The sequence below is a fragment of the Gallaecimonas zhanjiangensis genome (assembly GCF_057624825.1).
Genome location: NZ_CM172603.1, coordinates 3935194 through 3958795 on the forward strand (window position 1 = coordinate 3935194; position 23602 = coordinate 3958795).

Below are 23602 nucleotides of genomic sequence, written 5' to 3' on the forward strand. Positions count from 1 at the left end.
CGCCCCTTGCCGAACGTCCGTTTTAGCTGGCGTCTAGCCAGGCCTGTATGTCGTCGAATCGCCAGCCAATCGGCTTTTTGTTGAGGTACTTTGGCGGCGGAAACTGCCCTTGCTTCACCCACCGGTAAATGGTCGAGCGGTGGCGGTTAAGATACTTACACAGATCTTGAAGGCTGATGAGCCTGCTGATGGTAGATGGCTTCTGTTGATAGGCCAGGAACATGCTTATTCTCCCAGACCATTAACAGAAACCACCCGGGTACGCTGCTCTATCCAAACCATGAGTTCCGACAACCGCCAGCCAACGGCTCTGTCACTGATTTGAATACGCGCTGGGAATTTGCCCTCCCGTTCCAAGGCCCAAACCTGGGTGCGAGAAAGCGAGGTGATTTGGCGGCGTTCCTTTTCACGGACGATGCGATCCGGTACGCCATATTGCTGCTGGATGTTGTGAAATTGCGGTACTTTAAAAGCCATGGAAGGCCTCCGTTGTTCATTAATGTTCGGAGGCATTCTGCAAGATGCTATCGGGCCGCGATATTCCCAATCCTCAAGGTTTGTGTACAAACCTTGAGGATTGACTACCTTAGATGAGCCCTCGCTGGCGGAGCTCGGGACGGTATTTGAGGATAACGTCTCTGTGCTTATCAAAGGATGGCGGTGCTTTGCTGGTCGCAATATGGGCAAACCGCTCCTCGCCGACAAGATCCTTGATGAATCGCTTTAAGGACACTACTTGTTGGCAAGGTACCTCTTCTTCATTACAGAGCGTTCTAATCGCTTCAGCCAAAGCTCCAGCCGGTACCTGTAATGCCGACTCTTGGGCATAAAAGTCAGAGGCAATAAGGGTGGTGATCGCCATTGCCTTACCAAACTTGCCTTTTAGGGCATCTCTAGCACGTGCAATATTCGTGTTCTTCTGCTGCGCTGCATAATTGATTACTTGGCCAAGAGCTTCCTGTGCATTATGCACCCCCACACTCAGCCCTAACTCAAATCCCATCACCAAGAACAGCATGGCCTTTTCGTAAGCAGCCCTCACTTCCTGAGGTTGCTCCTCGGGTTTCAGCACCATAACTGATTTAAAGATGTCCGCGACCCGACTAAAGCTTTCGTGGACGTGGACTAATGATGTTACGCCCTGACCCTCAGCATGTTCGAAATCCAGCGGGTAGCCACTGTTATACAACCGGCGAACGGAGGCTTCGACACCTTGCATGAGTGCGATGGGCGATGTTGAGAAGATCCCGCTTTCAGGTCTTTCCTGTAGCTTTCGCGCAGCCTCTTCGAAGCTGGCGCCATTTTGTAAAGCCTGCCAGGCAGCACCGTAGAAAATCATGTTCTCGTACTGCGGCTCAAAGGTAGATGTTTTACGTTTAGTCATAAGCGGTGTGTAGCACGGTGTGTAGCTCAAACAAAAAAAGCCTCACCGCGCTAGCGATAAGGCTTTGTTTTTATTGCATTAACTGACTCTATATCAGTTCATGCCGTATTTTTTCAGCTTCTTGCGCAGGGTACCGCGGTTGATGCCCAGCATGTTAGCAGCCTTGGTTTGGTTGCCACGGGTGTAGGTCATCACTACATCCAGCAGGGGGGCTTCGACTTCGCTCAGCACCATTTCATACAGCTCGGTTACTTCCTGGCCATCTAATTGGGAGAAGTAGTTCTGGAGCGCTTGACGTACGGAATTACGCAGGGGCTGTGAGTCGCCAGTTTTAGGGCTCACGGCAGTCAGAGACTTGGAAACATCAGTCGTCATGTTGGAGTCAAACATAGTCTTAACGCTCTTGGTTGTTATCTTGAAAACTACAATGAACGGAAATAGCGCGCCAGCGCATCAAGCTGCGACTGGGCGTCCGTCAACGCATAAAAAGCCCGGCGAAATTCGCCACCCTCATCATGAGACGCCAGATACCACCCCACGTGTTTGCGGGCGATCTGGGCGCCTTTGAAATCGCCATAGAACCCATGCAGTGCCTCGACATGTTCCCGAAGGATGGAGGCCTGCTCCCCAATCGAGGGGGCTGGCAAGTGCCGCCCTGTTTCGAGGAAGTGTGCGGTTTCCCGGAACAGCCAGGGTCGCCCCTGGGCGCCGCGGCCAATCATGATGGCATCGGCGCCGGTATGCTTGAGCACCCATTGGGCCTTTTCCACACTGGTGATGTCGCCATTGGCGACCACCGGCATGTCCACGGCCCTTTTGATGGCCCTGATGGTCTCGAACTCGGCGTCGCCCTTGAACATGCAGGCGCGAGTTCGGCCATGCACCGCCAGGGATTGGATACCACAACGCTCGGCCAGCTTGGCGATGGCCACACCGTTGCGGTTTTCCGGGTCCCAGCCGGTACGGATCTTCAGGGTGACGGGCACATCCACTGCCGCCACCACGGCCTTCAAAATGTCTTCCACCAGATCGGGAAATTGCAGCAACGCAGAACCTGCGAGCTTCTTATTAACCTTCTTGGCGGGGCAACCCATGTTGATGTCGATCACCTGGGCGCCATTTTCTACGTTGAAACGGGCCGCATCGGCCATCAACTGGGGCTCTGAGCCGGCGATCTGCACCGCCCTTACACCCGCTTCCTGGTCATGGACCATCCGCAGCCGGGATTTCTCCGACTGCCAGACATCGGGGTTGGCAGACAGCATTTCCGACACCGCCAGGCCTGCACCCATCTGCAGGCATAGCTTGCGAAAAGGCTGATCTGTCACCCCGGCCATGGGGGCCAGGATCAGCGGCACATCCAGTTTGTAAGGACCGATTTGCATGAACCCGGGAAAGCCAGTAGCACAGGGCCGCGTAGTTTACGCATTTATACCCGGTCTGAAAAGGTCACAAATTAACCGAAAGCGGTTTTTTGTTGGCTCACAGGCAAAAACATCATCAAGGGCCCGATTTCCCTTGCATTCAGTCTTTGATGCCACCCAGGCGGCACCACTCTTCGCGGGTAACCACCGGTGCCATCTGGCATTGCTCACCGTAGTGCTCAACGAGGCCCTGGGCCTGGCTTTCCAGCACCCCTGAAAGGGCAATGGCGCCGCCGCTCTTGAGGTAACCGAGGATAATGTCGCGCAGCTCGGCCAAGGGGCCGGCGAGGATATTGGCCACCACCACATCGGCTTTGAGGCCAAGGGGCTGGTCTTTGGGCAGGTAAAGCTCGAGGCGGTCGGCGACGTCGTTACGCTCGGCGTTGGCGCGGCTCGCTTCGATAGCTTGGGGGTCGATATCCACTCCCACCACCCGGGCGGCGCCCAGTTTGAGGGCGGCGATGGCGAGGATGCCGGAGCCGCAGCCAAAATCCACCACGGTTTTACCGCTCAGATCCAGGCCGTCCAGCCATTCGAGGCACAGGGCGGTGGTGGGGTGGGTGCCGGTGCCGAAGGCCAGGCCCGGGTCCAGGCGCACGTTGACGGCGCTCGGGTCTGGCACGTCACGCCAGGACGGGCAGATCCACAGGCGCTTGCCAAACTGCATGGGGTGGAAGTTGTCCATCCAGGCCCGTTCCCAGTCTTTATCTTCTAACACTTCCACCTTGATAGGAGCTTCTTCCCCCAGCACGGTGCGCAGCAGTGCCTGGGCGCCGCTGGTGTCGGCGTCGGCAGTAAAGAGCGCCATCAGGTCGGTATCGCCCCACAGGCGGGTCTCGCCGGGCAGTGGCTCGAACACCGGGGTGTCTTTGGCGTCCATGAAGGTGATGGACAGCGCCCCTTGTTCCATCAGCAGATCCCCAAGCTTTTCCGCTACTTGGGCAGTGGTATTGGTACGTACCTGAATCCAGGCCATGTCATTCTCCGATTCGCGCGAACGGGTAAGTCTATCATGGGTCATACTTGCTGAGACCGGGCGCGATAGCGGTATGGAAAAGCCGCAGCGGGCCCGGTAATTCATCCACTGCCTGAAAAGGAGGAACAAAGAGATGTCGGACAACCACAGCCTTTATACCGAGTTCCCCGATCACTGTGACCGTATCCAAGAACTCAAGTCCGCTCATGCCGATTTTGCGCGCGCCGCCGCCGAATATCACAAGCTCGACCACCAGATAAGAGGCCTGCAGATGCGTAACCAGCCTGTGGATGACCAGACCATGAAGGGGCTCAAACAGAAACGAGCCCAATTAAAGGACGAACTGTACAACTGGCTGATCCGCTAACCCCCTCCTCACCCTTTTGTCCTAGCCCATTGGGCTAGGACATCATGCAAAGATGTAGAAAAAAGGTTAATTAATCGTCAATATAAGTCACTCAATGGCGTCCGCGATGCGAACCTAAATCAACCAATAACACCACAGTGAAGTGGGATGACTGATGATGCCTTGAGGTGATCATGGAAGACTTTAGAAAAATCATAGTGCTTGCAAACCGCGAGCCGCCGGGCAACCTGCCCCTGCTGGCTCAATCCCTTGGCTTTGAAGCCGAGGTGGTCAGAGATGATATCCAAGCCATGGAAAAAGCCGACGACAGCACCCTGCTGGCGATCCCTTTTAGTGGCCTGCGCTTGGACAAACACGGCCTGCCCAATACCCTGCGCCATGCCATGCAGTTCTCGCCCATCTTTCTTTATCAGGTGGAGAGCCGTCTGGTAGACCCCCAAATCGCCCTGATGCTGGGCGTGCGGGGCCTTATTCACCGTGAGGAGCAGCTCGATCAGGTGCTGCTGGCCATCAAGCTATTGATGCGGGGCCAGCTCTATTACGACCGAGCGCTGCTGTCGGCACTGGTGGACGACATGGTGCGCCAGCGCCAGTCCTTGGGCGCCGAGCAGGGAGATGTGTCGGCGATGATGTCGCTGACCCGCCAGGAAAAGCGCATCATCGAGCTGGTGGGGCAAGGGGCACGCAATAAGGAAATAGCCTACAACCTCAACATCAGCGCCCATACCGTCAAGGCGCATCTGTCGTCGATTTTCCGAAAGACCCAGTCACGTAACCGGGTCGAGCTGCTGCGCTGGGCACAGCAGCTCAGCCGGGAACCGCGGATGATGATGTAACCCAAGCAGGGGCCTGAAGGACGCTCAGGCCCCGGTGTCGTCTGCCCGCCAATAGCCTTTGTCTTCACCTTGCTGGATAAGCCCGATAAGGGCTGCTTCCATGGCTTGGCGTACACACAATTGCACCGGTTCGTTGGTGGTAAAACCAGCTTCGGCTTCGGCTAGGCGATTAAGGCTGACGTAGCGGAACAGCCCAGCCCTCATTTCTTGAGACAACACTTTCTTGGAGGCCGACACCGACAACAGCACCCGGCCGCTGCGAACGTCCACCGCCCGCAAGTAAACCGACACCTGGTCTTCCCGATAGAGCTCAGAAGCGCCGATGCCGTAATACTCCAGCCCGATACCGCCGGTGTTGAGGTTGGTTTCATAGCTGATGATCCCCCCTTCAAAAATCAGTCGCGACTCCTGCAGGCTGGGTAGCTCCTGGCCCTTTTGCTGAGCGGCCGAAACGATTTTGCGCTCGGTCAGCAGGTTTTGCAGGCCTTCCCTTTCCATGGGCATAAACCAGCCCGAATCCAGCAGCAGCTGCACCAGGATGGAGGTGCCGCCCTGGGTAACAGCGGTAGAGAACGAGCTGACGTTCTCCTGGGGTTTGTACTGGCCGGTCTGGTCACGAAAGGCGTACACCGCCACCGGAATGGGGTGGCGCGGTTTGGGGCCTTTTTCCAGCGCCAGCATGTCCTGGGACGGCGGATTGACCTGGGCATCGCTCAGGTTGAACTGGGGGTTGTTAAAGGCAGCGCAGCCACCCAGCAGCAAGGTGGCTGCCAACGAAAGTACAAGGCGCATCGCGTTACCCCATGGACGGCATGGTAATGATGGTCACTTCCCCTGTTGCCAGGTTGGTGATGGTAACAATCACCCCGCTGCCGTCGCCGGCGCTGACATCGATGCGGTAATCACCGGTGTCCCAGGTGCCTTCGGTTACCTCGCCATCGGAGATGCGCCGGGTCAGAGAGCTGATGATGTTGCGCTCAAGGGCGGCTTTGAACTGGTCTTCAAAGCTCAGGGAGTCGTCTTCAGCCTTGTGGTCGTTCTGGCTCTGGGCCTTGTTGAGCAGGAAGCTGCCGTTGAGCGGATTGCCGCCAAAGCTCGGGTTGATGGGGGTATAGACCAGTTCGGTCGCCCCGGCGCTGGCCGACGCCAGCAAGGCCACGAGGGCCAGCATTCTTGTCATCGCTACAATCCTTGTTCCAATCCTTCGCCGGTGATGACCCGGGCGCGGATCTGCGCCAGCTCATTCACCGCCACCAGGGTGGCCTGCTCGGCCTTTTCTTTGATGTTGTTGTAACGCCGGCCAAAGTAGGTGGCGTAAATGCGGTTTTGATTCATCTCGACCCAAAGATAGGTGCCGGCCTGGGGATAAACCCGCTCATAGACCACCACCGAGATCCCGTCGGTCTGGGGTAAGTCCCGCCAGTAACTGGAAAAATAAAACACGAAATCCTTACCAAAACGGGTAAGGGTTCGGTCCAGTACCAGGCCGGACAGCTCGATTTCCTTGGCGATACTCACCGGGCTTAGCAGCAGTATCAGCAGTAGCAGCCAATGCTTTTTCATGGTGAAAAGGCGCGGCCAGGCCGCGCCTTTAGCCTTAGTTTTGGCTGATGGTGGCGGTGTTCATGTCACCGCTCTGGCTGATGGTCATCAGGTTGGACGCGCCGCCCTGGGCACCCATTACCATGTTGCCGTTGCCGGTTTGGGTGATGCTGACATCGCCGCCGGTGCCGGTTACCGCAAAGGCGCCGCCATCGAGGCCTACCACGGTGTTGGTGTTACCGTTCTGGGCTATATCCACCACGTTCTGGGAGCTGGAAACCAGCAGGTCCACCATGTTCAGGTCGCCGGTTTGGGCAACGGCGATGGTGTCGTTCTGGGCACGGTCACCGAGGATGTAAGTGGTGTTGGAGGTGCCGTCCTGGTCAACATCGACAGTGGTGAACTCGCCGGACACATCCATGATGGCCCAGTTGTCGGTGCCTTCTTGCATCACTTCGGCGTCTACCTCTACGCCGTCGGCATAGACGCTGGCGAGGTTCATGTCGCCGCGGCTGGTGATCTTGACGCTGTTGCTGTCGCCGTAGGTCAGGGCTTCGGCCTGGTTTTGGTCACCCAGTTGGTTGATCACCACGTCGTGGTGGTCTTCACCCACTTCCACGTAGCTGTAGTTGTCGTCGCCGCGCTGCTGGATGTCGACGTAGTTGTCGTCACCCGGCAGGCCGTAGCCGGCTTCGATGGTGTTGTAGTCGCCGCGCTGGTCGGCCAGCACCACGTTGTCGTCACCGGAAACCGGTTGCAGCAGGAACTGGTTGCTCACACCGCTTTGGTAGGCGTCCAGCATGTTGTTGGTGCCGGACAGATCGCGGGCAATAAAGACGTTGGAGGTACCTTCTTGGTAGATGTAGGCGGTGTTGTCGTCGCCGGTAACACCCACCACGCCGCCGACGTTGGACACGCCGTACTGCTCTACTTCCATGGCGTTGTTGTTGCCGTAAACATCAATCAGGCCAGACTCCTGGCCGCTGCCTTCCTGGGTGCTTTCCAGGCTATTGTTGTTACCAACAAAGCTGCCTTCACTCCAGTTGCTGGAGCCGAACTGGTATTGGCTGACACTGTTGTTGTCGCCGTAGGTTAGGGCATTGGCTTCGTTCAACTGGCCGTGCTGCTCAATGGCAACACTGTTGGCATCGCCGCTCATCTCTACGTCGGCAACGTTGAGGAAATCGGTCTGAATAACGCTTGCGGTGTTGTCGCTACCCTCGGCAGACACGCTAGCGATATGCCAGTCGTCACTTTGGGTAACGGTCACCTGGTTGTTGACGCCGGCGCTGTCGACATAGGCTTCGGCCCAGACCGCATCCTGGGTCACGGTGGTCACGTTCAGCTCGCCATCTTGGGTGACTTCGGCAACGTTGATGTCGCCGTTTTGGGTCACGGTGGCGGTGTTACCTGCGGCGACGCCGGCAGCGGATGTCTGGGTAATGGTGGCTTCATTGCCAACAGCCAGCACGCTGCCACTGAAGGCCAAGCCAACGGCCAGGCTGAGCAGGTGTTTACGGAATTTAAACGAACACATCGAGGACTCTCCCTATCTTTAATATTGCAGGACGGTGATTTCCGCCCCGTTCCCAAGCTGTTCAATGGAAAAGCCGCTCTGGCCCCATTGTCCCAGCGTGATCTGGTTGTCATTGCCAAGCTGGCTGAGGGTGGCCTGGTTGCCGGTGCCTTGTTGCAGCACATTGGCCTGGTTACCACGGCCGATTTGCAGCAAATCCAGGCTGTTTTGCTCACCCAGTTGCTGGATAACCGCCAGGTTGGCCGCGCCCTGCTGGTTAAGCACGGCGCTGTTAGCCTGGCCGGTTTGCGCCAGTACCAGGGTGTTGGCCAGTTGCTGGCGTTCCAGCAAGGCAGCCAGGGTCGGGCTCAACACCTGGCCTCCTGGCAAAGGGTCGTCAGCCCAAACGGCACAACTCAGCAGCAGCGGCAGAGACAACAAGAGGGGATGACTTTTCACCTTGGCTCCTTGGCAAGCGTCATTATTTTGACAGTCAGGGCATCAGCCTACCCCAGCGAGGATCTCAGGCAATCGGAAGAAAGGGTGATATCCGGCAGAAACGAGAGCCATGCCCAAACTTAATTATTTCTTAAGTTTCAGCTCACTAGCGCCAATACCCGGCAATAGCACTGCCAGCGGGACTAGCCCAAAAGGGTGTATTACCGCTTGGGTACAGGCAGAACCCGAACTCCTTGATAAGGCTTGAAGAGGTGCCTGCACCAACCTTCAGAGACCACAGACAAGGAAAATTCATGAGTCATAAAAAGCTAATCGCGCTCGCGGTGGGCGCTGCATTGCTTGGCGCCAGTAGCGCCTACGCAGCCCCTGGCAAGTCCCTGACCCCCAACGCCGCCACCGATTCCATCCTGGTGATGTTCAAAACCGGCATTGACCGCCAGCAGCGGTTGCTGTCCATTCAAAGTGCCGGCGGCAAATTGCGGGCCCTGGACGCCGCCGGGCGCGATCTGCGGTTCAAACACATTGCCGGTGGCCGCCTGGCCAAGGTGATGGTGCCCCAAGGCGTGGACCGGGATGCGCTACTGAAAAAACTGAGCCAGGACCCGGCCATTGCCGTGGCCGAGCCCAACTACCGGCTGCACCTGGCGGCCGAGCCGAACGACCCGCGCTTTAGCGAACTGTGGGGGCTGAACAACACCGGCCAGACCGGCGGCACCGCTGGCGCCGATATCGACGCTCCCGAAGCCTGGGACATCACCACCGGCAGCCATGACGTGGTGGTGGGGGTGATCGACACCGGTATCGACTACACCCATCCCGATTTGGCCGCCAACGTCTGGACTAACCCCGGCGAAATCCCCGGTAACGGCATCGATGATGACGGCAACGGCTACGTTGACGACGTACACGGTATCTCCAGTTTCGCTAACAGCGGCGACCCCATGGACGACCATGGCCACGGCACCCATGTCTCCGGCACCATCGGCGCCGAGGGCAATAACGGCATCGGCGTGGCGGGGGTGAACTGGGATGTCACCATCGTCGGCTGTAAGTTCCTGGATGCCGACGGCTACGGCGATACCGACGATGCCATCGAATGCCTGGATTACTTCACCGACCTCAAGCTCAACCACGGGGTAAATGTTCGCGCCACCAACAACTCCTGGGGCGGCGGCGATTACTCCGAGTCGCTCAAGGCGGCCATTGAGTCGGCCGGGGACGCTGGCATCCTGTTTGTGGTGGCAGCCGGTAACGACGCGCTAGACCTGGACGCCAGCCCAGGCTACCCGGCGAGTTATGACTCGGACGCCATCCTGGCGGTAGCCTCTACCGAGCACAACGACGAGATGTCTTACTTCTCAAGCTACGGCGCCACCACCATCGACCTTGGCGCGCCGGGCAGCGATATTCTCTCCACCTACCTCGGCGGTGGTTATGCGATGGCCTCCGGCACTTCTATGGCGACCCCCCACGTAACAGGGGCGGCGGCTCTGGTGTGGTCGGTGAACCCCGGCCTGGGTATCGGTGAGGTGAAAACCCTGCTGATGGACTCAGGGGACCCGCTGGCAGACTTGGCCGGTACCACGGTTTCCGGCAAGCGCATTAACCTCAAATCGGCCATCGACGCCGCCGACCCCAGCCCCACCTTCAAACTGACCCCCGACACCCGCAACCAGGAACTGGTGGCCGGCAGCACCGCCACCTTTGCCATCACCGTTGGTAATGTCGCCGACTGGAGCGGCGATGTCAGCCTGACCCTGGCCAGCCCCCTGGCCGGTGCCAGCCTCTCTGTCGCGACCGCCCAGCCGGGTGACGTGGTGATGCTGACCGTGCCCACCAGCGCCACCACCCCTTGGGGGGAATACGTCTTTACTGTCACTGGCGTTAGCGGCGAGCTGCACAAAGAAGCCCAGATGCGCCTGAACCTGCTGCCTCAGGGCCTGGAAGACTTTGATTTTGGCAACAATAGCGCCATGCCCATCCCGGATCTGGACCCAAGCGGCATTCAAAGCACCATTGAGGTCAGCCAGGCCGGGCCGGTATTCGCCATGACGGTGGGTGTCGACATTACCCATACCTGGCGTGGCGACCTGACCGTGACCTTGGTATCGCCGGCGGGCACCGAACTGGTGCTTAGCGACCGCGAAGGGGGCAGCGCAGATGACATCGTCGATTCCTGGAGCAGCGACGTATTCAACGGGGAGGAGATGCAAGGCACCTGGACGCTGAAAGTCGCCGACTACGCAGGCTCCGACACCGGCACTCTTAATAGCTGGAACCTGCATATCACCGCCCTTACCGGCGATACCGGCCCCAGCGCGCCAGTGGCCGCTTTTAGCGCGGCAGCCAACGGCCTGGAGGTGACCTTCACCGACAGCTCCACCGACCGCGATGACGACATCAGCGGCTGGTTGTGGGACTTTGGCGACGGCACCACCTCGGTGGAAGCCAGCCCCAGCCACAGCTACGCGGAAGCCGGCACCTACAACGTCTCGCTCACTGTCACCGACGCGACCGGCCTCAGTAACGCGGTTCAGCAGGCAGTCACGGTGTCTGACACCAGCATCACTCTGACCCTCAACCGCAGCTTCCTGTCTCGCACCGGCAACGCCCTGGTGGACTTGCACTGGGAAGGAGCCGAAGGCGAGCTGGTGGACCTGTACCGTGACGGCGTGCTGGTAGAAAGCACCTCCAACGATGGCCGCTACCGCGACCGCTTTACCACCAGTAGCGCCAGTGTCAGCTACACCCTGTGCTTGAGTGGTACTGCCCTCTGCTCTTCCCCGCTGGTGGTTGATTTCTAAAACCCCGCAAAAAAGGCAGCCTGCGGGCTGCCTTTTCTTCAATCTCGCTCTACTTGCACATTTCTTGCCCATTTGGGCGACTTTGCCTGATGTTGCCTAAAATTCAGTCAGGCATTGTTAGGAATTAGCATGTCAGTCTCTGCTCCATTGGAGGATGTTACCATTAGCGAGCAGCATTCAATCGACCATGTGCTGAGTGATGAGGAGCTTAACTTCCTCGGTCAGTTGTACAGTCCCAGGAAACGCCGTTTCCCCTGGCGCCAACTGCTATTTTACGTGTTGCTGGCCGCTGGCGCCGTCGCCACCTTCTGTTACGCCTTTTCCCGCTTCAGTGTTGCCATCGACCATAAGGTCTACAGCCAGCAGCAGGTGATCTACACCCAGGCTCCCACCAAAGCGGTACTGGACGCCACCCAGGCGCTACCGGCCGGCAGCGTGGTGGCCTACTTTGAAGAACAATGGGTCGCTTGCACCCCCTTGGAGGACGGATGGCAGTGCCAAGGTTTGCCTATCCCATCATCCTGAGCCTGTGCGTGCTGGCCCTGGCCTTTGTTGCCGGGCGCCTGAGCGCTCAGTGGCGGCCGCTGTGGTCCATCGAGGGCAACTGGCAGGGGGTTTACTTCCAAGACTTAGGTGACCAGCTCATCAAGATGGATTATCGCCTGCACACCGAAGGCAAACGCATCAACGCCGATGTTAAGTACAGCGACAGCGGCGAGTTTTTGGGCGAGCAGCAGATGGACTTGGTGTATCTCGGTAAAACCCCGGACACCAACCGCAACCTGTTCAGCCTGGAAAATCCGCCGGACGATGCCCAGTTTCGGGTCGATAACAGCCTGCGCCTGCCCTACATCCTCAAGCTCGATAAAAACCACTACTTCGCGCTGCAACGCATGAACCAGGGTTTTATCGGTACCATCTTTCACCGCATCGAGCCACCACCGAACCAAGCCTTGTAAAAAACCGCCCCGAGGGGCGGTTTTTTGTCAGCCTTTTTTGGCCAGGTAACCCAGGCACAGCAGCAAACCTGCCGTGCCCAACCAGGGAGCCAGGGCAAAGCCGTCCATAAAGGGCACCTTGCCTGGCAGGCTCACCGCCAAAATGGCCACCAGCACTCCCATCAACGCTTCACCGGTGATAAGGCCTGAGGCCAGCAACAAGCCTTTGCCTTCGGCCTCATGGGTGCCGCGTTTTTTCTGCTGCCAATGGGCCAGCAGGCCGCCAAGGAAGATGGGCACCGACAACCCCAGCGGCAGGTAAACCCCCACCGCCACCGCCAGCACCGGGAAGCGAAAGCTGGCGCCGCGCCTTTTCTGCACTTCGTCGAGGACTATCAATACCACCGCCAGAACAAAGCCGATGTAGATGTAAGTCCACTCGATACCGGCGCCAAAGATGCCGGTGGAGAGATCTTTCATCAGCCCGGCCTGCGGGGCGGAAAGCGGCGTGGCATCGGGGTTAACCGGGCTGACCCGGCCGATGCCGTAGCCCTTATCGAGGATGTTGAGCACCCAGGGAATGGCGGTAGCGGCGGCGGCCACCCCCACTATCTGGAACACCTGCTGGCGCCAGGGGGTGGCGCCAACCATATGGCCGCATTTGAGGTCTTGCATGTTGTCGCCGGCAATGGCCGCCGCCGAGCAGATCATGCCGGCAAGATAAATCACCGCGATGGGCCCCAAGGTGCCAGCCAGGCCCTCGTTACCCATCAATTGCAGCAAGATCAATGCAGAGACAATGACGGTGGCAATGGTCACGCCGCTGATGGGGTTGTTGCTTGATCCCACCAGCCCCGCCATATATCCGGCCACCGACGAGAAAATAAAGCCAAACAGCAGCATCAGCGCCGTCATCACCCCGGCTATCCAGTAGCGCTCGCTGTAGTCGCCAAGGGCGTTCAGGAACAGCAAATAGAGCGGAATAACCGACACCAATACCATCATCCCCACGTAGGGAATGGGAATGTCGAACTCGGTGCGCAGCACCTTGCCGGCCTCATTTTTCGATTCCTTATACGCCTGCAAGGACGCCCGAACTCCCTGCCACAAAGGCTTGGCAAGGGTAATAAGGGACCAAAGCCCGCCCACCATCATGGCCCCCACACCGATGCGTCGGCACTGCTGCCAGGAGCTGCCGGCCAGGGCTTCCCAATCCTGGGCGGTCCAGTCCGCCGGGTTGCCGGTTACCCCGGCAAGCTGGGCGATTTCGTCGCCGTTAAAAGCCCAGTTCAAGGGTACGCCAATCAAGGTGCCAATAACGCCGCCCATAAACACCAAGGTGGCGATGTTAAGACCAACGATGTAACCCACCCCCAGCAGCGCCGGGCTCAGGGTAATGTCGCCGGTAAACAGCCACTTGCCGGCAAAAAAGCCCTTGGTGGCCGCCACGCCGCCAGACAGCACCCCAAAGCCCGCTTCCAGCAACTTGATGCCGCCGCCGAGGCCGGCCGCTTGCAGCAGTTGCTTGAACCCCTCTTTGGCCTCAACGCTCGGCTTCCACTCGGGGTGGTCTTTGTCGGTTTCAATGCCGCCGGTTTTCAGCACCTGGGCGGTGGCCACCCCTTCGGGGAAGGCGAGTTTGGCCTCCACGATCAGCGCCCGGCGCAGCGGAATGGTAAAGGCCACCCCCAACACGCCGCCGAGAATGGCGATGGCCACCATGGGTCCCCACTCATAGCCGGCCCAGGCCTTCATCATCACCAACGCTGGCAGGGTAAAGATGATGCCCGCCGCCAGAGACTCCCCGGCAGAGGCGGCGGTTTGCACCATGTTGTTTTCCAAGATGCTGGAGCGGCGAAACAGCCGCAAAATGCCCATGGAACAGGCCGCAGCAGGAATAGAGGCGGACACGGTCAGCCCCACCAAAAGGCCTATGTAGGCGTTGGCGGCGGCCAGTACGGCAGAGAGAAAGGCCCCCAGCAGCAGGGCCTTGAGGGTGAGCTCCTGCAAATTGCGCTCGGGCGATACCAGGGGTTGGTCAGACATAACAATCTCCTTGTTGTTATGCCCTACCTTATTCGGTTGTTAACAAAAAGAAAACGCCGGCTTGCTGCCGGCGTTTTGTCGATATCAGGCCTGGCCTTCCATCGCTTTGAGCTTCTTCTCCAGGTAGTGGATGTTGGTGCCACCGTTGTAGAAGTTCTCGTCTTTCATAATGAGCTTATGCAAGTCGATGTTGGTCTTGATACCGTCAACCACCAGCTCAGACAGGGCGTTCTGCATGCGGGCGATGGCCACATCGCGGTTCTCGCCGTAGCAGATCAGTTTGCCGATCATCGAATCGTAGTTCGGCGGCACCTTGTACTCGGCGTAGATGTGGCTGTCCCAGCGTACACCAAGGCCACCCGGGGAATGGAAACGGGTGATCTTACCGGGGCTGGGGATAAAGGTGCGCGGGTCTTCAGCGTTGATACGGCACTCGATGGCATGGCCACGAATAACCACATCAGACTGGCTGATAGACAGCGGCTGGCCGGCAGCGATACGCAGCTGTTCCTTGATGAGATCCACACCGGTGACCATCTCGGTAACCGGGTGCTCCACCTGGATACGGGTGTTCATCTCGATGAAGTAGAACTCGCCGTTTTCATACAGGAACTCGAAGGTACCGGCGCCGCGGTAGCCGATCTCCACACAGGCGCGGGCGCAGCGTTCGCCAATGGCCTTACGCATGGACTCGGTAATACCCGGTGCCGGGGCCTCTTCCACCACTTTCTGGTGGCGGCGCTGCATGGAGCAGTCGCGCTCGCCCAGGTGAATGGCGTTGCCTTGGCCGTCGGCCAGTACCTGGATCTCGATATGGCGCGGGTTCTCGAGGAACTTCTCCATATAGACTTCCGGGTTGCCAAAGGCCGCTTTGGCCTCGGCCTGGGTGGTGGCGATGGCGCTGGTCAGCTCGGCTTCGCTGCGCACTACGCGCATGCCGCGGCCACCGCCGCCGCCGGACGCCTTGACGATCACCGGGTAGCCGATGCGCTTGGCAATGGCTTTGTTGCGGGCTTCATCGTCGGTCAAGGTGCCGTCGGAGCCCGGTACGCAAGGTACGCCGGCTTTTTTCATGGCGGCAATGGCAGACACCTTGTCGCCCATCAGGCGGATGGTGTCGGCTTTGGGGCCGATGAAGATGAAATCGCTGTTCTCTACCTGCTCGGCAAAGTCGGCGTTCTCGGCCAGGAAGCCGTAACCGGGGTGAATGGCCACGGCGTTGGTGACTTCGGCGGCGGCGATGATGGCCGGAATGTTCAGGTAGCTCTGGGGCGACGGTGCCGGCCCGATACAGATGCTTTCATCGGCCAGCAGCACATGCTTGAGGTCGCGGTCGGCAGTTGAATGCACGGCGACGGTTTTGATGCCCATCTCGCGGCAGGCGCGCAGAATTCGCAGCGCAATCTCACCACGGTTGGCAATAACCACTTTATCCAACATGGGGCTGTCCTTATTCGATGACAAACAGGGGCTCGTCGAATTCGACGGGCTCGCCGTTCTCCACCAGGATGGCTTTGATGGTGCCGGATACTTCGGCTTCGATCTGGTTCATCATCTTCATGGCTTCGATGATGCACAGGGTGTCGCCTTTGCTGACCTTCTGGCCCACTTCGGCAAAGGCTTTGGCGCCCGGGCTGGAGGAGCGGTAGAAGGTGCCGACCATGGGTGACTTCTGCACCTGGCCACTGATCTCAGGCTGGGCAGCCGCAGCCGGGGCAGCCACAGGGGCGGCGGCAGGCGCAGCAGCAGGGGCCGCCATTTGCGGGGCAACGCTGTATTGCATGGGCATCATGGGGGCGCTGCCGCCACGGCTGATGCGAACCGCTTCTTCACCTTCGGTGATTTCCAGCTCGTTGATGCCAGACTCTTCGACCAGCTCGATCAGCTTCTTGATTTTACGAATATCCATAAACAGGCTTCTCTAATTTTTAGCTCAGTTGAGATTGACCGAAAGCCGCTTTACAGCCGCTTCCAGTGCGAATTGGTAGCCCTGGGCACCCAGGCCGCAGATCACCCCTACCGCCTTGTCAGACAGGTAGGAATGCTGGCGAAAGGGTTCGCGGGCATGCACGTTGGACAAATGCACTTCGATAAAGGGAATGGCGACCCCCAGCAAGGCATCGCGCAGCGCCACCGAGGTGTGGGTAAAGGCGCCGGGATTGATAACGATGAAATCCACCCGCCCCATGGCGTCGTGAATGGCATCGATCAGCACATGCTCGGCATTGCTTTGCAGATGCTCAAGCGTGATGCCTAGTTGCGTGGCTTGCTGAGTTAGGCCGGCAAGGATATCTGCCAGGGTTTGGTGGCCATAGACCTCGGGTTCGCGTTTACCCAAGAGGTTAAGATTAGGGCCGTTGATAAGCAGTACTGTGGGATTTGCCATAATCTTCCGGAATTTTGTGGTGATTTGTCCGGTTATGGTCGGTAACGTCGAGAGATCCGACCACAAAGGGCATAAAGCCCTACTTCCATGGCATTATATCGGCTTGCCGTAAAAAGACAGCAAAATACTGGTCTTATCTCAGCACAATCCCCGAGAATTCAGGCATCTGGCCACCTTAACGGCTGGCCAGATCGCGCCAAACCCGCACACTACGGCGCAATTGCCCGGCCAATTGCTGCCGTTCTTCGGCATTTCGTGGCGGATTGCTGGGCCCAAGGTGGGGTAAAACCACCTCCACGGCCACCGCGCCGCGAAAGCCACCTTGATGCAACGCCCTAAATTGAGAGACAAAATCCAGGTGACCTGTGCCAATGCCGCCGCGATTGGAATCGCTGATGTGATAGATGCCGGTGCCTGGCGCAAACTGGCGCAGTACCTGTACCGGATCGTGCTCTTCCTCGATATTCATATGGAAGCTGTCCAGCAGCAGGCCAAGCCCTGGCCGGCCAAGGGCCCTGACCAACCGCTGGTAATCGCCGGTGTTGTGCATCATCGGCACTTCGTAGCGGTTACAAAGCTCGTAAAGTAGCGGCACCGAGCGCTCGGCGGCGTAAGCCAGCAGCGATTTGCATGCATTGACCAGAGTGTCCCAGCGCTGCTGGTCGTCTTCTTCATTGACAAGCCAGGTGCTGAGCCCTTGCAGGCATACAGGGATGCCCTCTCCCAAGGCGGCGGCAAAATCGATAGCGCCTTGGTAAAACGCCAGGGCCCCCTGCACTGTCGCCAGCGCTTGGCTGGGCGGGCGACAGTGAAAGGGGTCCACGGCGATGATGGCCAACTGATGCCGGGCGGCCGCCTTGGCCACCTGTTGTGGGCTGTAACGGTCGAGATCTTCGCAGTACTGCACGGCATCAAAGGCCAACTCGGCCGCGGTTTGCATGATCTCATCCAGATCCCGGGTACCCAAGGTCCAGGTACAGACGCCAATGGTCATTATTCCTCCCTATAAACAACAAGCCCGGCACAGGCCGGGCTTTTCACTCAGAGCAGGTCGTCGACCTGGGCAATTTTGCCCAGCACCGCATTGATACGGGTTTGTACGGTTTCCAGCTCCCCCTTCAGCCGCTGGTTTTCGGCTGCCAGGGTCTCATTCTGGCCGGTCATCTGGCCCTTTTCGGCCCTAAGTTCCTCGATTTCCATTTGCAGCAGGCCAATGGTATCTACGGCGGCCTGTACCTTTGCTTCCAGCTTTTCCAACAATTCCAGCGACATGTTTTCCCCTAATCATCAATGGCGCACCACAGGTATCGGCACCTGCGCCCGGATGCCTTTCTACGCTTATCAACGGGCTAAGGAAAGGCATCTCAAACTATTGTAACGTAACGCCTACCACATGAAACGACGCAAAAGCCCCATGGCACTCAAGGTCTACACCCATAGCGACATCGCCGCCCTCATCCATCATCGCCCCCTGGAGACCAAAGTGGGCGAGGCGCTGACCCTGCTTCCCAAAGGCGCTAACCTGGCCGAGCGGTTGCAAGGGGCCCGCGCCCTTGGCGGCCGTTATGCCCTGCTGGGGGTGCCCGAAGATCTGGGCCCCCGGGCCAATTTCGGCCAAGGCGGCGCCGACAAAGGCTGGGCCGCCTTCCTGGCCCGCTTTTTAAACCTGCAAAGCCAGGATGGTTTTAACTGCTCCAGTATGGTGCTGGTCGGCGAACTTGAGCTGAATGATCTGGCCGCCAAAGGCGAGGCGCTGGGCAGCCAACACCCGGAGCAGCTGGCGCAGTTAAGGGAGCTGGTGGCAGAGGTAGACAGCCGCCTGGCGCCCGTTATCAGCCAAGTAGTTGAAGCAGGGCTTATTCCCATCGTTATTGGCGGTGGCCACAACAACGCCTACCCGCTGATAAAAGGCGTCAGCCATGCCTTGGGTCGCCCCCTTGGGGTGCTGAACATCGACCCACACGCCGATTTTCGGCCCACCGAGGGGCGCCATTCCGGTAACGGTTTTCGCTACGCCTACGAAGAAGGACTCTTGGCGCAATACCAGGTGATGGCCATGCACCCTTGGAAGAACTCGGCGGCCAGCCAGCAAGCCTTGGTTGACGCAGGCTTTGACCACGCCAGTTATCTCGACCTCTACGTAAAAAGGAGCCTGAGCCTTGAACAAGCCCTGGCCGAGATGGCGGCGCGCCTTGAGGTGCACCCTTGCGGCCTGGAGGTGGATCTTGACGTGATAAACCACCTGCCAGCCAGCGCCTACACCAATGCCAGCCTGCCCCTTTGCGACGTGGAATACCTGGTCTACCAGGCTGCCAGCCGGTTAAAGCCCCGTTACCTGCACCTTTGCGAGGCGGCTCCGGCGCGCCACCCGGCTGGAGAAAAGGCCGGTATGAGCGATTGCGGCCAGGCCCTGGCGGCGCTGGTGGTGGCTTTTATCAGCGCCATGGAAGCGCTTGATTAAAGGTCCGTTTTCGGCACGACAGCCCCACATTGCGGCGCTATCATAGCGTTTTACTAGGAGGTTCCATGCCCCGCCGCTATTTGCCCGAACTGTTGTTATTGGCCGCCTTGTGGGGCGCCTCCTTTTTGTTTATGCGCGTTGCCGCGCCGGAGTTTGGCCCGGTTCCGCTGATTGCAATGCGGGTTGGCATCGCCGCCCTGGTGTTGCTGCCGGTGCTGTACTGGCGCAAGCAGCTGGGGCTTATTCGCCGCCATATCAAGCCGCTGGCCTTTGTGGGGCTGACCAACTCGGCCCTGCCGTTCAGCCTTTTTGCCTTTGCCACCCTCTCGCTGACCGCCGGCCTTACCGCCGTACTCAACTCCACGGCGCCATTCTGGACAGCCCTGGTGGCCTTCTTCTTTTACGGCGACAAACTCTCCACCCAGCGGGTGCTGGGGATCCTGGTGGGTTTTGCCGGGGTACTGGTATTGGTTTGGCCCAAGCTGTCGGCCAGTGGCGCCTTGCTGGCCATCGGCGCCTGCCTGCTGGCCAGCATGAGCTACGGCGTTTCGGCCAACTACAGCAAACACCAGCTTGAAGGGGTACCGCCCTTGGTCAGCACTGTTGGCAGCCAGATAACCGCCGCCCTGATGCTGTTGCCCCTGGCCATCCTCTACTGGCCCAGCCACGGCATCAGCCTGCATGCCTGGCTGGCTGCCGCCGCCCTTGGCATTGCCTGTACCGGCCTTGCGTACCTGCTGTTCTTTCGCCTTATCGCCCAGGTTGGCCCGGCCAACGCGGTAATGGTGACCTTTCTTATCCCGGTGTTCGGCAACCTGTGGGGCGCGATGTTCCTGGGTGAAAGCGTGACTGCAAGCCTGCTGCTGGGCGGCCTGGTTATCCTTGCTGGGGTGGCCATTTCCCTTGGGCTGTTACGTACCAAAGCCCTCCCCGCCTAACCCCCTTCCCCCCAAAAGGCCCATCAGGGCCTTTTTTTATGCTTTGTTTTTCAACATTTTGGAACGCGTCATTTTTTTGACACGCCGCACGTTATTCGCCCTTACTGTGTCATCAATAAATGATAAGGTGACTCTAAACTAGGCATACAAAATACAGACACTTACAAGTAAGCCTAAAGCCGGAAGGGGTTCTGCCGCCTCTTTGGCCCATATAACAACAATGATTCGTATTTGGGGACAAGGCTAGAGGAACCCGTTAGTGAATAGTTACGACGACATTGGCCGCTTTAAGGAGAAAGCCGACCAACCCCAGCTGGATTACCAGACTTTTTCGGACAAGGACGTTCGTTTCAATTCACCCTGGAAACTGCTTAACGAGTTGGCCCGCTACCAGCCACAGGTTGAGCGCACCGTTACCAGCCAGCCCATCACGGCCAAGACTACGCCGCCACCGCAGGCGCCGGTCCAAAGCCAGCCGCAGCCAATTGCCGAGCCGCAAGGTACGGCGCTGCGCTCCCTGCTCAAGAAGGTCAGCCAATGAACCTGGTGTACTTGATGTCACCCAAAGGGGGCGTAGGCCGTACCACGCTGACCGCCAACCTGGCCTTTGCCCTGCAACGGCTGGGGCACCAGGTAGTGGCCCTCGACCTCGATTGCCAAAACAGCCTGCGCTTGCATCTGGGGCTGCCAGTAAGCGAGCAGCGCGGCATCGTGCCGGGCCTTCAGCACAGCAGTGACTGGCGCAGCCAGATCATGGAGACCCCCAGCGGCGTCGGCCTCTTGCCCTATGGCGAGGCAAGCCAGACGCAGCGGGAAAGCTTTGACGCCTTGCTGCGCCAAGACCCGGAGTTTCTAAGCCAGCGGCTGGGGCCGCTGGTGAACCAGCCGGGCTGCATTGTGCTGGTGGACCTGCCCTCTGGCCCCAGCGCCGCGCTGGAAGCGATGAAAAAGACCGCCGGCATCAGCCTGGTGGTGATGCTGGCCGATGGCGCCTCCGCTGCCACCCTGCCGCTGGTGGAACACGAGAGCTACCTGGGCATTGATGCCCGAAAAAGCGCTTTTTACATCGTCAACCAGGTGTATATCCGCTCTCGCCTTAATCGCGATGTTACCGAGTTCTTTGAGCAGCGCCTTGGCGCCGCCATGCTGGGCCGGGTGCATCGGGACGAAGCGGTGCCGGAAGCCAACGCCTCGCAGCGCTCGGTATTTGAATACGCCCCCGCCTCCGCGGTTATCCAGGACCTTGAAAACATCGCCCGCAGCATAAGTCGAATGCTGCCCGAGGCCTACGGGCACAGCGCGATGACGTTTTCACAGAATTGATGGAATAACATGAAACCGGATCAACCTACCCGGCCGGGGTATTTGGCGTACCAAATCCTGGCAACCCTGGTTCTTTTGAGCATTGTGCTGTTGATTGTCACTACCCCGCTGGACATCGAAAGCCAGGCTCTGTTTGGCCTGGCCGGCGTGGTACTGATGCTTATCGTAAGCCGCTTTACGTCCCGTTGGGCCCGTATCGTGCTGATCTTGATGAGCATGGTGATCTCAACCCGCTACCTGTACTGGCGGGCTACCGACACCCTGGTGTTCAGCACCCCCATCGAAACCATTCTTGGGATTGGGCTACTGCTGGCCGAGGTGTACACCTGGCTTATTCTGGTGCTGGGTTTTATCCAGACCATCTGGCCCCTGAACCGGCGCATCGTGCCGCTCCCCAAAGACAGCAGCACCTGGCCAACGGTGGATGTCTACATCCCCACCTACAACGAGAGCCTGGACATCGTGCAGGACACGGTGCTGGCCGCCATGAACCTCGACTACCCCAAAGACAAGCTCAAAGTGTACCTGCTGGACGACGGCCGGCGCCCCGAGTTTGGCGCTTTTGCCGCTGCGGCCGGGGTGGGTTACATCACCCGCAACGACAACAACCACGCCAAGGCCGGCAACCTCAACAATGCCCTGAAGCAAACCAACGGCGAGCTGATTTGCATCTTCGACTGCGACCACGTCACCACCCGCATCTTCTTGCAGGCAACGGTGGGCGCCTTTATGGCCGAGCCCAACCTGGCGCTGTTGCAAACTCCCCATTATTTTTACTCGCCTGACCCCTTTGACCGGAACCTGCGCACTTCCCTGGATTTGCCCAGCGAAGAGGAAATGTTCTACGGACCGGTGCAGATGGGGAACGACTACTGGAACGCCGCCTTCTTCTGCGGCTCCTGCGCGGTGATCCGCCGCGAGGCTCTTAACCAGACCAACGGCTTTGCCGTTGAAACCGTTACCGAAGATGCCCACACCGCACTGCGTTTGCAGCGTATGGGCTGGGACACCGCCTTTTTGGGCATCCCCCTGGCGGCGGGCCTGGCCACGGAACGGCTGGCCCTGCACATTGGCCAGCGGGCGCGCTGGGCACGGGGCATGTGCCAGTTGCTGCGTATTGATAACCCATTGTTTGGCAAGGGCCTGCGTTGGCATCAGCGGCTTTGCTACCTGAACGCAGCGCTGCACTTTCAGTTCCCGCTGCCTCGGGTGGTGTTCCTCACCGCACCGCTGGCCTACTTGCTGTTTGGGCTCAATATCATCGCCTCCTCCCCGCAGCTGATTTTGGCCTACGCCTTGCCGCACCTTATTCATTCCCTTTACACCAACTCCCTGCTCCATGGCCGTAGCCGCTACACCTTCTGGGGCGAAATTTACGAGACAGTGCTGGCGTTTTCTCTGGTGCGGCCGGTGCTGGCCACACTGTGGAACCCCAAAAAGGGTAAGTTCAACGTCACCGAAAAAGGCGGCCTGCTGCGCGACGGCTACTTCGATTACGACGCCGTGCGCCCCCATGTGTTCACCCTGGCCCTGCTTATCGCCGGGGTTACCTGGGGTGTGGTGCGGCTGATTTGGAGCGATGTGTTCGACATTCAGCCTACGGTGCTGGTGCTGAACCTGTTCTGGGCCTGTTTCAGCGCCCTTATCCTGCTTGCCGCCGTTGCCGTTGCCCGTGAAACCCGCCAGGTTCGCAATACGGTGCGGGTCGATATCAAGCTGCCAGCCATTTTGCACCTGGCCAACGGCCATACCCTGCAAACCACCACCCGCAACTTTTCCATGGGCGGCATGATGCTCGATAACCCCATGGGCAGCGCGCTGGAAGACGCCATGGTGGAGGATGTGGAGATCCGCTTTGACAACCAGACCCTGCTGTTCCCGGTAAACACCATCAACCTTGGTGACGACGCCCTGCGGTTCCAGTTCCGAGCCCTGCCGGTGCGCCAGCGCCGCCAGTTGGTGAACGTGGTAATGGGCCGGGCCGATGCCTGGGTACCGGACCATCCCCACCCCAAAGACAACGCATTTACCTCCCTGTGGGCAGTAATAAAAGCGGTGATGGGGCTCTTTACCCGGGAGAGCAAAAACAGCGGCTGGGCGCGCTGGCGCACCAGCCTCTTTGGCAGCTGGAAGTTTCGTATCGCGCTGGTCACCCTGGTGGCCTTTGGCATCACCATCGTGGCCAACCGGGCCTGGGCCGCA

26 protein-coding genes and 1 pseudogene are annotated in these 23602 nt (G+C 59.0%); 10 read left to right on the forward strand and 17 right to left on the reverse strand.

Going from position 1 to position 23602, the window contains the following annotated elements; genetic code table 11:
- Nucleotides 1-22: 22 nt before the first annotated feature.
- From AC22G1_RS18525 to prmA, 6 genes are all read right to left on the reverse strand, one after another.
- Nucleotides 23-223: a helix-turn-helix transcriptional regulator gene (locus AC22G1_RS18525; RefSeq protein ID WP_487314662.1), complete on the reverse strand. Its 201-nt coding sequence runs from the start codon at nucleotides 221-223 to the stop codon at nucleotides 23-25.
- Between the two features lie 2 nt (nucleotides 224-225).
- A complete protein-coding gene (locus tag AC22G1_RS18530) occupies nucleotides 226-477 on the reverse strand; it encodes a helix-turn-helix transcriptional regulator (RefSeq protein WP_487314663.1) in 252 nt (83 codons plus the stop codon).
- Between the two features lie 109 nt (nucleotides 478-586).
- Nucleotides 587-1384, reverse strand: coding sequence for a hypothetical protein (locus AC22G1_RS18535; protein WP_487314664.1), 798 nt, complete (start codon nucleotides 1382-1384; stop codon nucleotides 587-589).
- Between the two features lie 93 nt (nucleotides 1385-1477).
- The gene (gene fis, locus AC22G1_RS18540; protein WP_226911350.1) at nucleotides 1478-1759 is read right to left on the reverse strand and encodes a DNA-binding transcriptional regulator Fis; all 282 of its coding nucleotides are present in this window, start codon (nucleotides 1757-1759) and stop codon (nucleotides 1478-1480) included.
- A gap of 47 nt (nucleotides 1760-1806) precedes the next feature.
- Nucleotides 1807-2769, reverse strand: coding sequence for a tRNA dihydrouridine synthase DusB (gene dusB / locus AC22G1_RS18545; protein ID WP_050660132.1), 963 nt, complete (start codon nucleotides 2767-2769; stop codon nucleotides 1807-1809).
- A 139-nt stretch (nucleotides 2770-2908) separates the two neighbouring features.
- Nucleotides 2909-3784 carry a 50S ribosomal protein L11 methyltransferase gene (gene prmA / locus AC22G1_RS18550; RefSeq protein ID WP_487314665.1) on the reverse strand — a complete coding sequence of 292 codons (876 nt, stop codon included), beginning with the start codon at nucleotides 3782-3784 and terminating at the stop codon, nucleotides 2909-2911.
- 133 nt (nucleotides 3785-3917) lie between these two features.
- Between prmA and AC22G1_RS18555 the strand changes: the two genes are divergently transcribed.
- Together AC22G1_RS18555 and AC22G1_RS18560 are read left to right on the forward strand one after the other, a co-directional pair.
- Nucleotides 3918-4151, forward strand: coding sequence for an HP1242/YdcH family protein (locus AC22G1_RS18555; protein ID WP_050660130.1), 234 nt, complete (start codon nucleotides 3918-3920; stop codon nucleotides 4149-4151).
- 173 nt (nucleotides 4152-4324) lie between these two features.
- Entirely contained in the window at nucleotides 4325-4987 is a 663-nt protein-coding gene (locus AC22G1_RS18560) for a helix-turn-helix transcriptional regulator (RefSeq protein ID WP_050660129.1), read from the forward strand.
- Between the two features lie 24 nt (nucleotides 4988-5011).
- Here AC22G1_RS18560 and AC22G1_RS18565 read toward each other — a convergent pair whose 3' ends face one another.
- The 5 genes from AC22G1_RS18565 to AC22G1_RS18585 are packed head-to-tail and all read right to left on the reverse strand — an operon-like array spanning nucleotide 5012 to nucleotide 8504.
- Nucleotides 5012-5779 (reverse strand): CsgG/HfaB family protein, encoded by a 768-nt coding sequence (locus AC22G1_RS18565; RefSeq protein WP_487314666.1) that lies wholly within the window; start codon nucleotides 5777-5779, stop codon nucleotides 5012-5014.
- Nucleotides 5780-5783: 4 nt separating this feature from the next.
- Entirely contained in the window at nucleotides 5784-6167 is a 384-nt protein-coding gene (locus tag AC22G1_RS18570; protein WP_487314667.1) for a curli assembly protein CsgF, read from the reverse strand.
- Between the two features lie 2 nt (nucleotides 6168-6169).
- Nucleotides 6170-6550 carry a curli production assembly/transport protein CsgE gene (locus AC22G1_RS18575; RefSeq protein ID WP_487314668.1) on the reverse strand — a complete coding sequence of 127 codons (381 nt, stop codon included), beginning with the start codon at nucleotides 6548-6550 and terminating at the stop codon, nucleotides 6170-6172.
- Nucleotides 6551-6584: 34 nt separating this feature from the next.
- The gene (locus AC22G1_RS18580; protein ID WP_487314669.1) at nucleotides 6585-8066 is read right to left on the reverse strand and encodes a hypothetical protein; all 1482 of its coding nucleotides are present in this window, start codon (nucleotides 8064-8066) and stop codon (nucleotides 6585-6587) included.
- 18 nt (nucleotides 8067-8084) lie between these two features.
- Nucleotides 8085-8504 (reverse strand): hypothetical protein, encoded by a 420-nt coding sequence (locus AC22G1_RS18585; RefSeq protein ID WP_487314670.1) that lies wholly within the window; start codon nucleotides 8502-8504, stop codon nucleotides 8085-8087.
- Between the two features lie 293 nt (nucleotides 8505-8797).
- Between AC22G1_RS18585 and AC22G1_RS18590 the strand changes: the two genes are divergently transcribed.
- The 3 genes from AC22G1_RS18590 (at nucleotide 8798) to AC22G1_RS18600 (ending at nucleotide 12267) form a co-directional block, all read left to right on the forward strand.
- Nucleotides 8798-11308 (forward strand): S8 family serine peptidase, encoded by a 2511-nt coding sequence (locus AC22G1_RS18590; RefSeq protein ID WP_487314671.1) that lies wholly within the window; start codon nucleotides 8798-8800, stop codon nucleotides 11306-11308.
- A gap of 129 nt (nucleotides 11309-11437) precedes the next feature.
- A complete protein-coding gene (locus tag AC22G1_RS18595) occupies nucleotides 11438-11833 on the forward strand; it encodes a hypothetical protein (protein WP_487314672.1) in 396 nt (131 codons plus the stop codon).
- Entirely contained in the window at nucleotides 11797-12267 is a 471-nt protein-coding gene (locus AC22G1_RS18600; protein WP_487314673.1) for a hypothetical protein, read from the forward strand. Before AC22G1_RS18595 ends, AC22G1_RS18600 begins: the two co-directional genes overlap by 37 nt.
- A 27-nt stretch (nucleotides 12268-12294) precedes the next feature.
- On the opposite strand, the gene AC22G1_RS18605 is transcribed toward AC22G1_RS18600, so the two are convergent.
- The 6 genes from AC22G1_RS18605 to zapB form a co-directional block, all read right to left on the reverse strand.
- The gene (locus AC22G1_RS18605) at nucleotides 12295-14292 is read right to left on the reverse strand and encodes an OPT family oligopeptide transporter (RefSeq protein ID WP_487314674.1); all 1998 of its coding nucleotides are present in this window, start codon (nucleotides 14290-14292) and stop codon (nucleotides 12295-12297) included.
- 84 nt (nucleotides 14293-14376) lie between these two features.
- Nucleotides 14377-15732, reverse strand: a complete 1356-nt coding sequence (accC, locus tag AC22G1_RS18610) for an acetyl-CoA carboxylase biotin carboxylase subunit (protein WP_487314675.1) — start codon at nucleotides 15730-15732, stop codon at nucleotides 14377-14379.
- Between the two features lie 10 nt (nucleotides 15733-15742).
- Nucleotides 15743-16201 carry an acetyl-CoA carboxylase biotin carboxyl carrier protein gene (gene accB, locus AC22G1_RS18615; protein WP_487314676.1) on the reverse strand — a complete coding sequence of 153 codons (459 nt, stop codon included), beginning with the start codon at nucleotides 16199-16201 and terminating at the stop codon, nucleotides 15743-15745.
- A gap of 24 nt (nucleotides 16202-16225) precedes the next feature.
- Nucleotides 16226-16678, reverse strand: a complete 453-nt coding sequence (gene aroQ / locus AC22G1_RS18620) for a type II 3-dehydroquinate dehydratase (protein WP_487314677.1) — start codon at nucleotides 16676-16678, stop codon at nucleotides 16226-16228.
- A 175-nt stretch (nucleotides 16679-16853) separates the two neighbouring features.
- Nucleotides 16854-17672 carry a sugar phosphate isomerase/epimerase family protein gene (locus AC22G1_RS18625; protein ID WP_487314678.1) on the reverse strand — a complete coding sequence of 273 codons (819 nt, stop codon included), beginning with the start codon at nucleotides 17670-17672 and terminating at the stop codon, nucleotides 16854-16856.
- 47 nt (nucleotides 17673-17719) lie between these two features.
- Nucleotides 17720-17950: a cell division protein ZapB gene (gene zapB / locus AC22G1_RS18630; protein ID WP_050659660.1), complete on the reverse strand. Its 231-nt coding sequence runs from the start codon at nucleotides 17948-17950 to the stop codon at nucleotides 17720-17722.
- Nucleotides 17951-18071: 121 nt separating this feature from the next.
- Here zapB and AC22G1_RS18635 point away from each other — a divergent pair, with 121 nt between their 5' ends.
- From AC22G1_RS18635 to bcsA, 5 genes and pseudogenes are all read left to right on the forward strand, one after another.
- Nucleotides 18072-19139, forward strand: a complete 1068-nt coding sequence (locus AC22G1_RS18635) for a formimidoylglutamase (RefSeq protein WP_487314679.1) — start codon at nucleotides 18072-18074, stop codon at nucleotides 19137-19139.
- A gap of 65 nt (nucleotides 19140-19204) precedes the next feature.
- A complete protein-coding gene (locus AC22G1_RS18640) occupies nucleotides 19205-20077 on the forward strand; it encodes a DMT family transporter (RefSeq protein WP_487314680.1) in 873 nt (290 codons plus the stop codon).
- Nucleotides 20078-20336: 259 nt separating this feature from the next.
- Nucleotides 20337-20618, forward strand: coding sequence for a cellulose biosynthesis protein BcsO (gene bcsO, locus AC22G1_RS18645; protein WP_487314681.1), 282 nt, complete (start codon nucleotides 20337-20339; stop codon nucleotides 20616-20618).
- Nucleotides 20615-21400: a cellulose biosynthesis protein BcsQ gene (gene bcsQ / locus AC22G1_RS18650; RefSeq protein WP_487314682.1), complete on the forward strand. Its 786-nt coding sequence runs from the start codon at nucleotides 20615-20617 to the stop codon at nucleotides 21398-21400. Before bcsO ends, bcsQ begins: the two co-directional genes overlap by 4 nt.
- Nucleotides 21401-21409: 9 nt before the next feature.
- Nucleotides 21410-23509 (forward strand): annotated as a pseudogene (gene bcsA, locus AC22G1_RS18655) (UDP-forming cellulose synthase catalytic subunit); the annotation flags it as partial.
- Nucleotides 23510-23602: the final 93 nt, after the last annotated feature.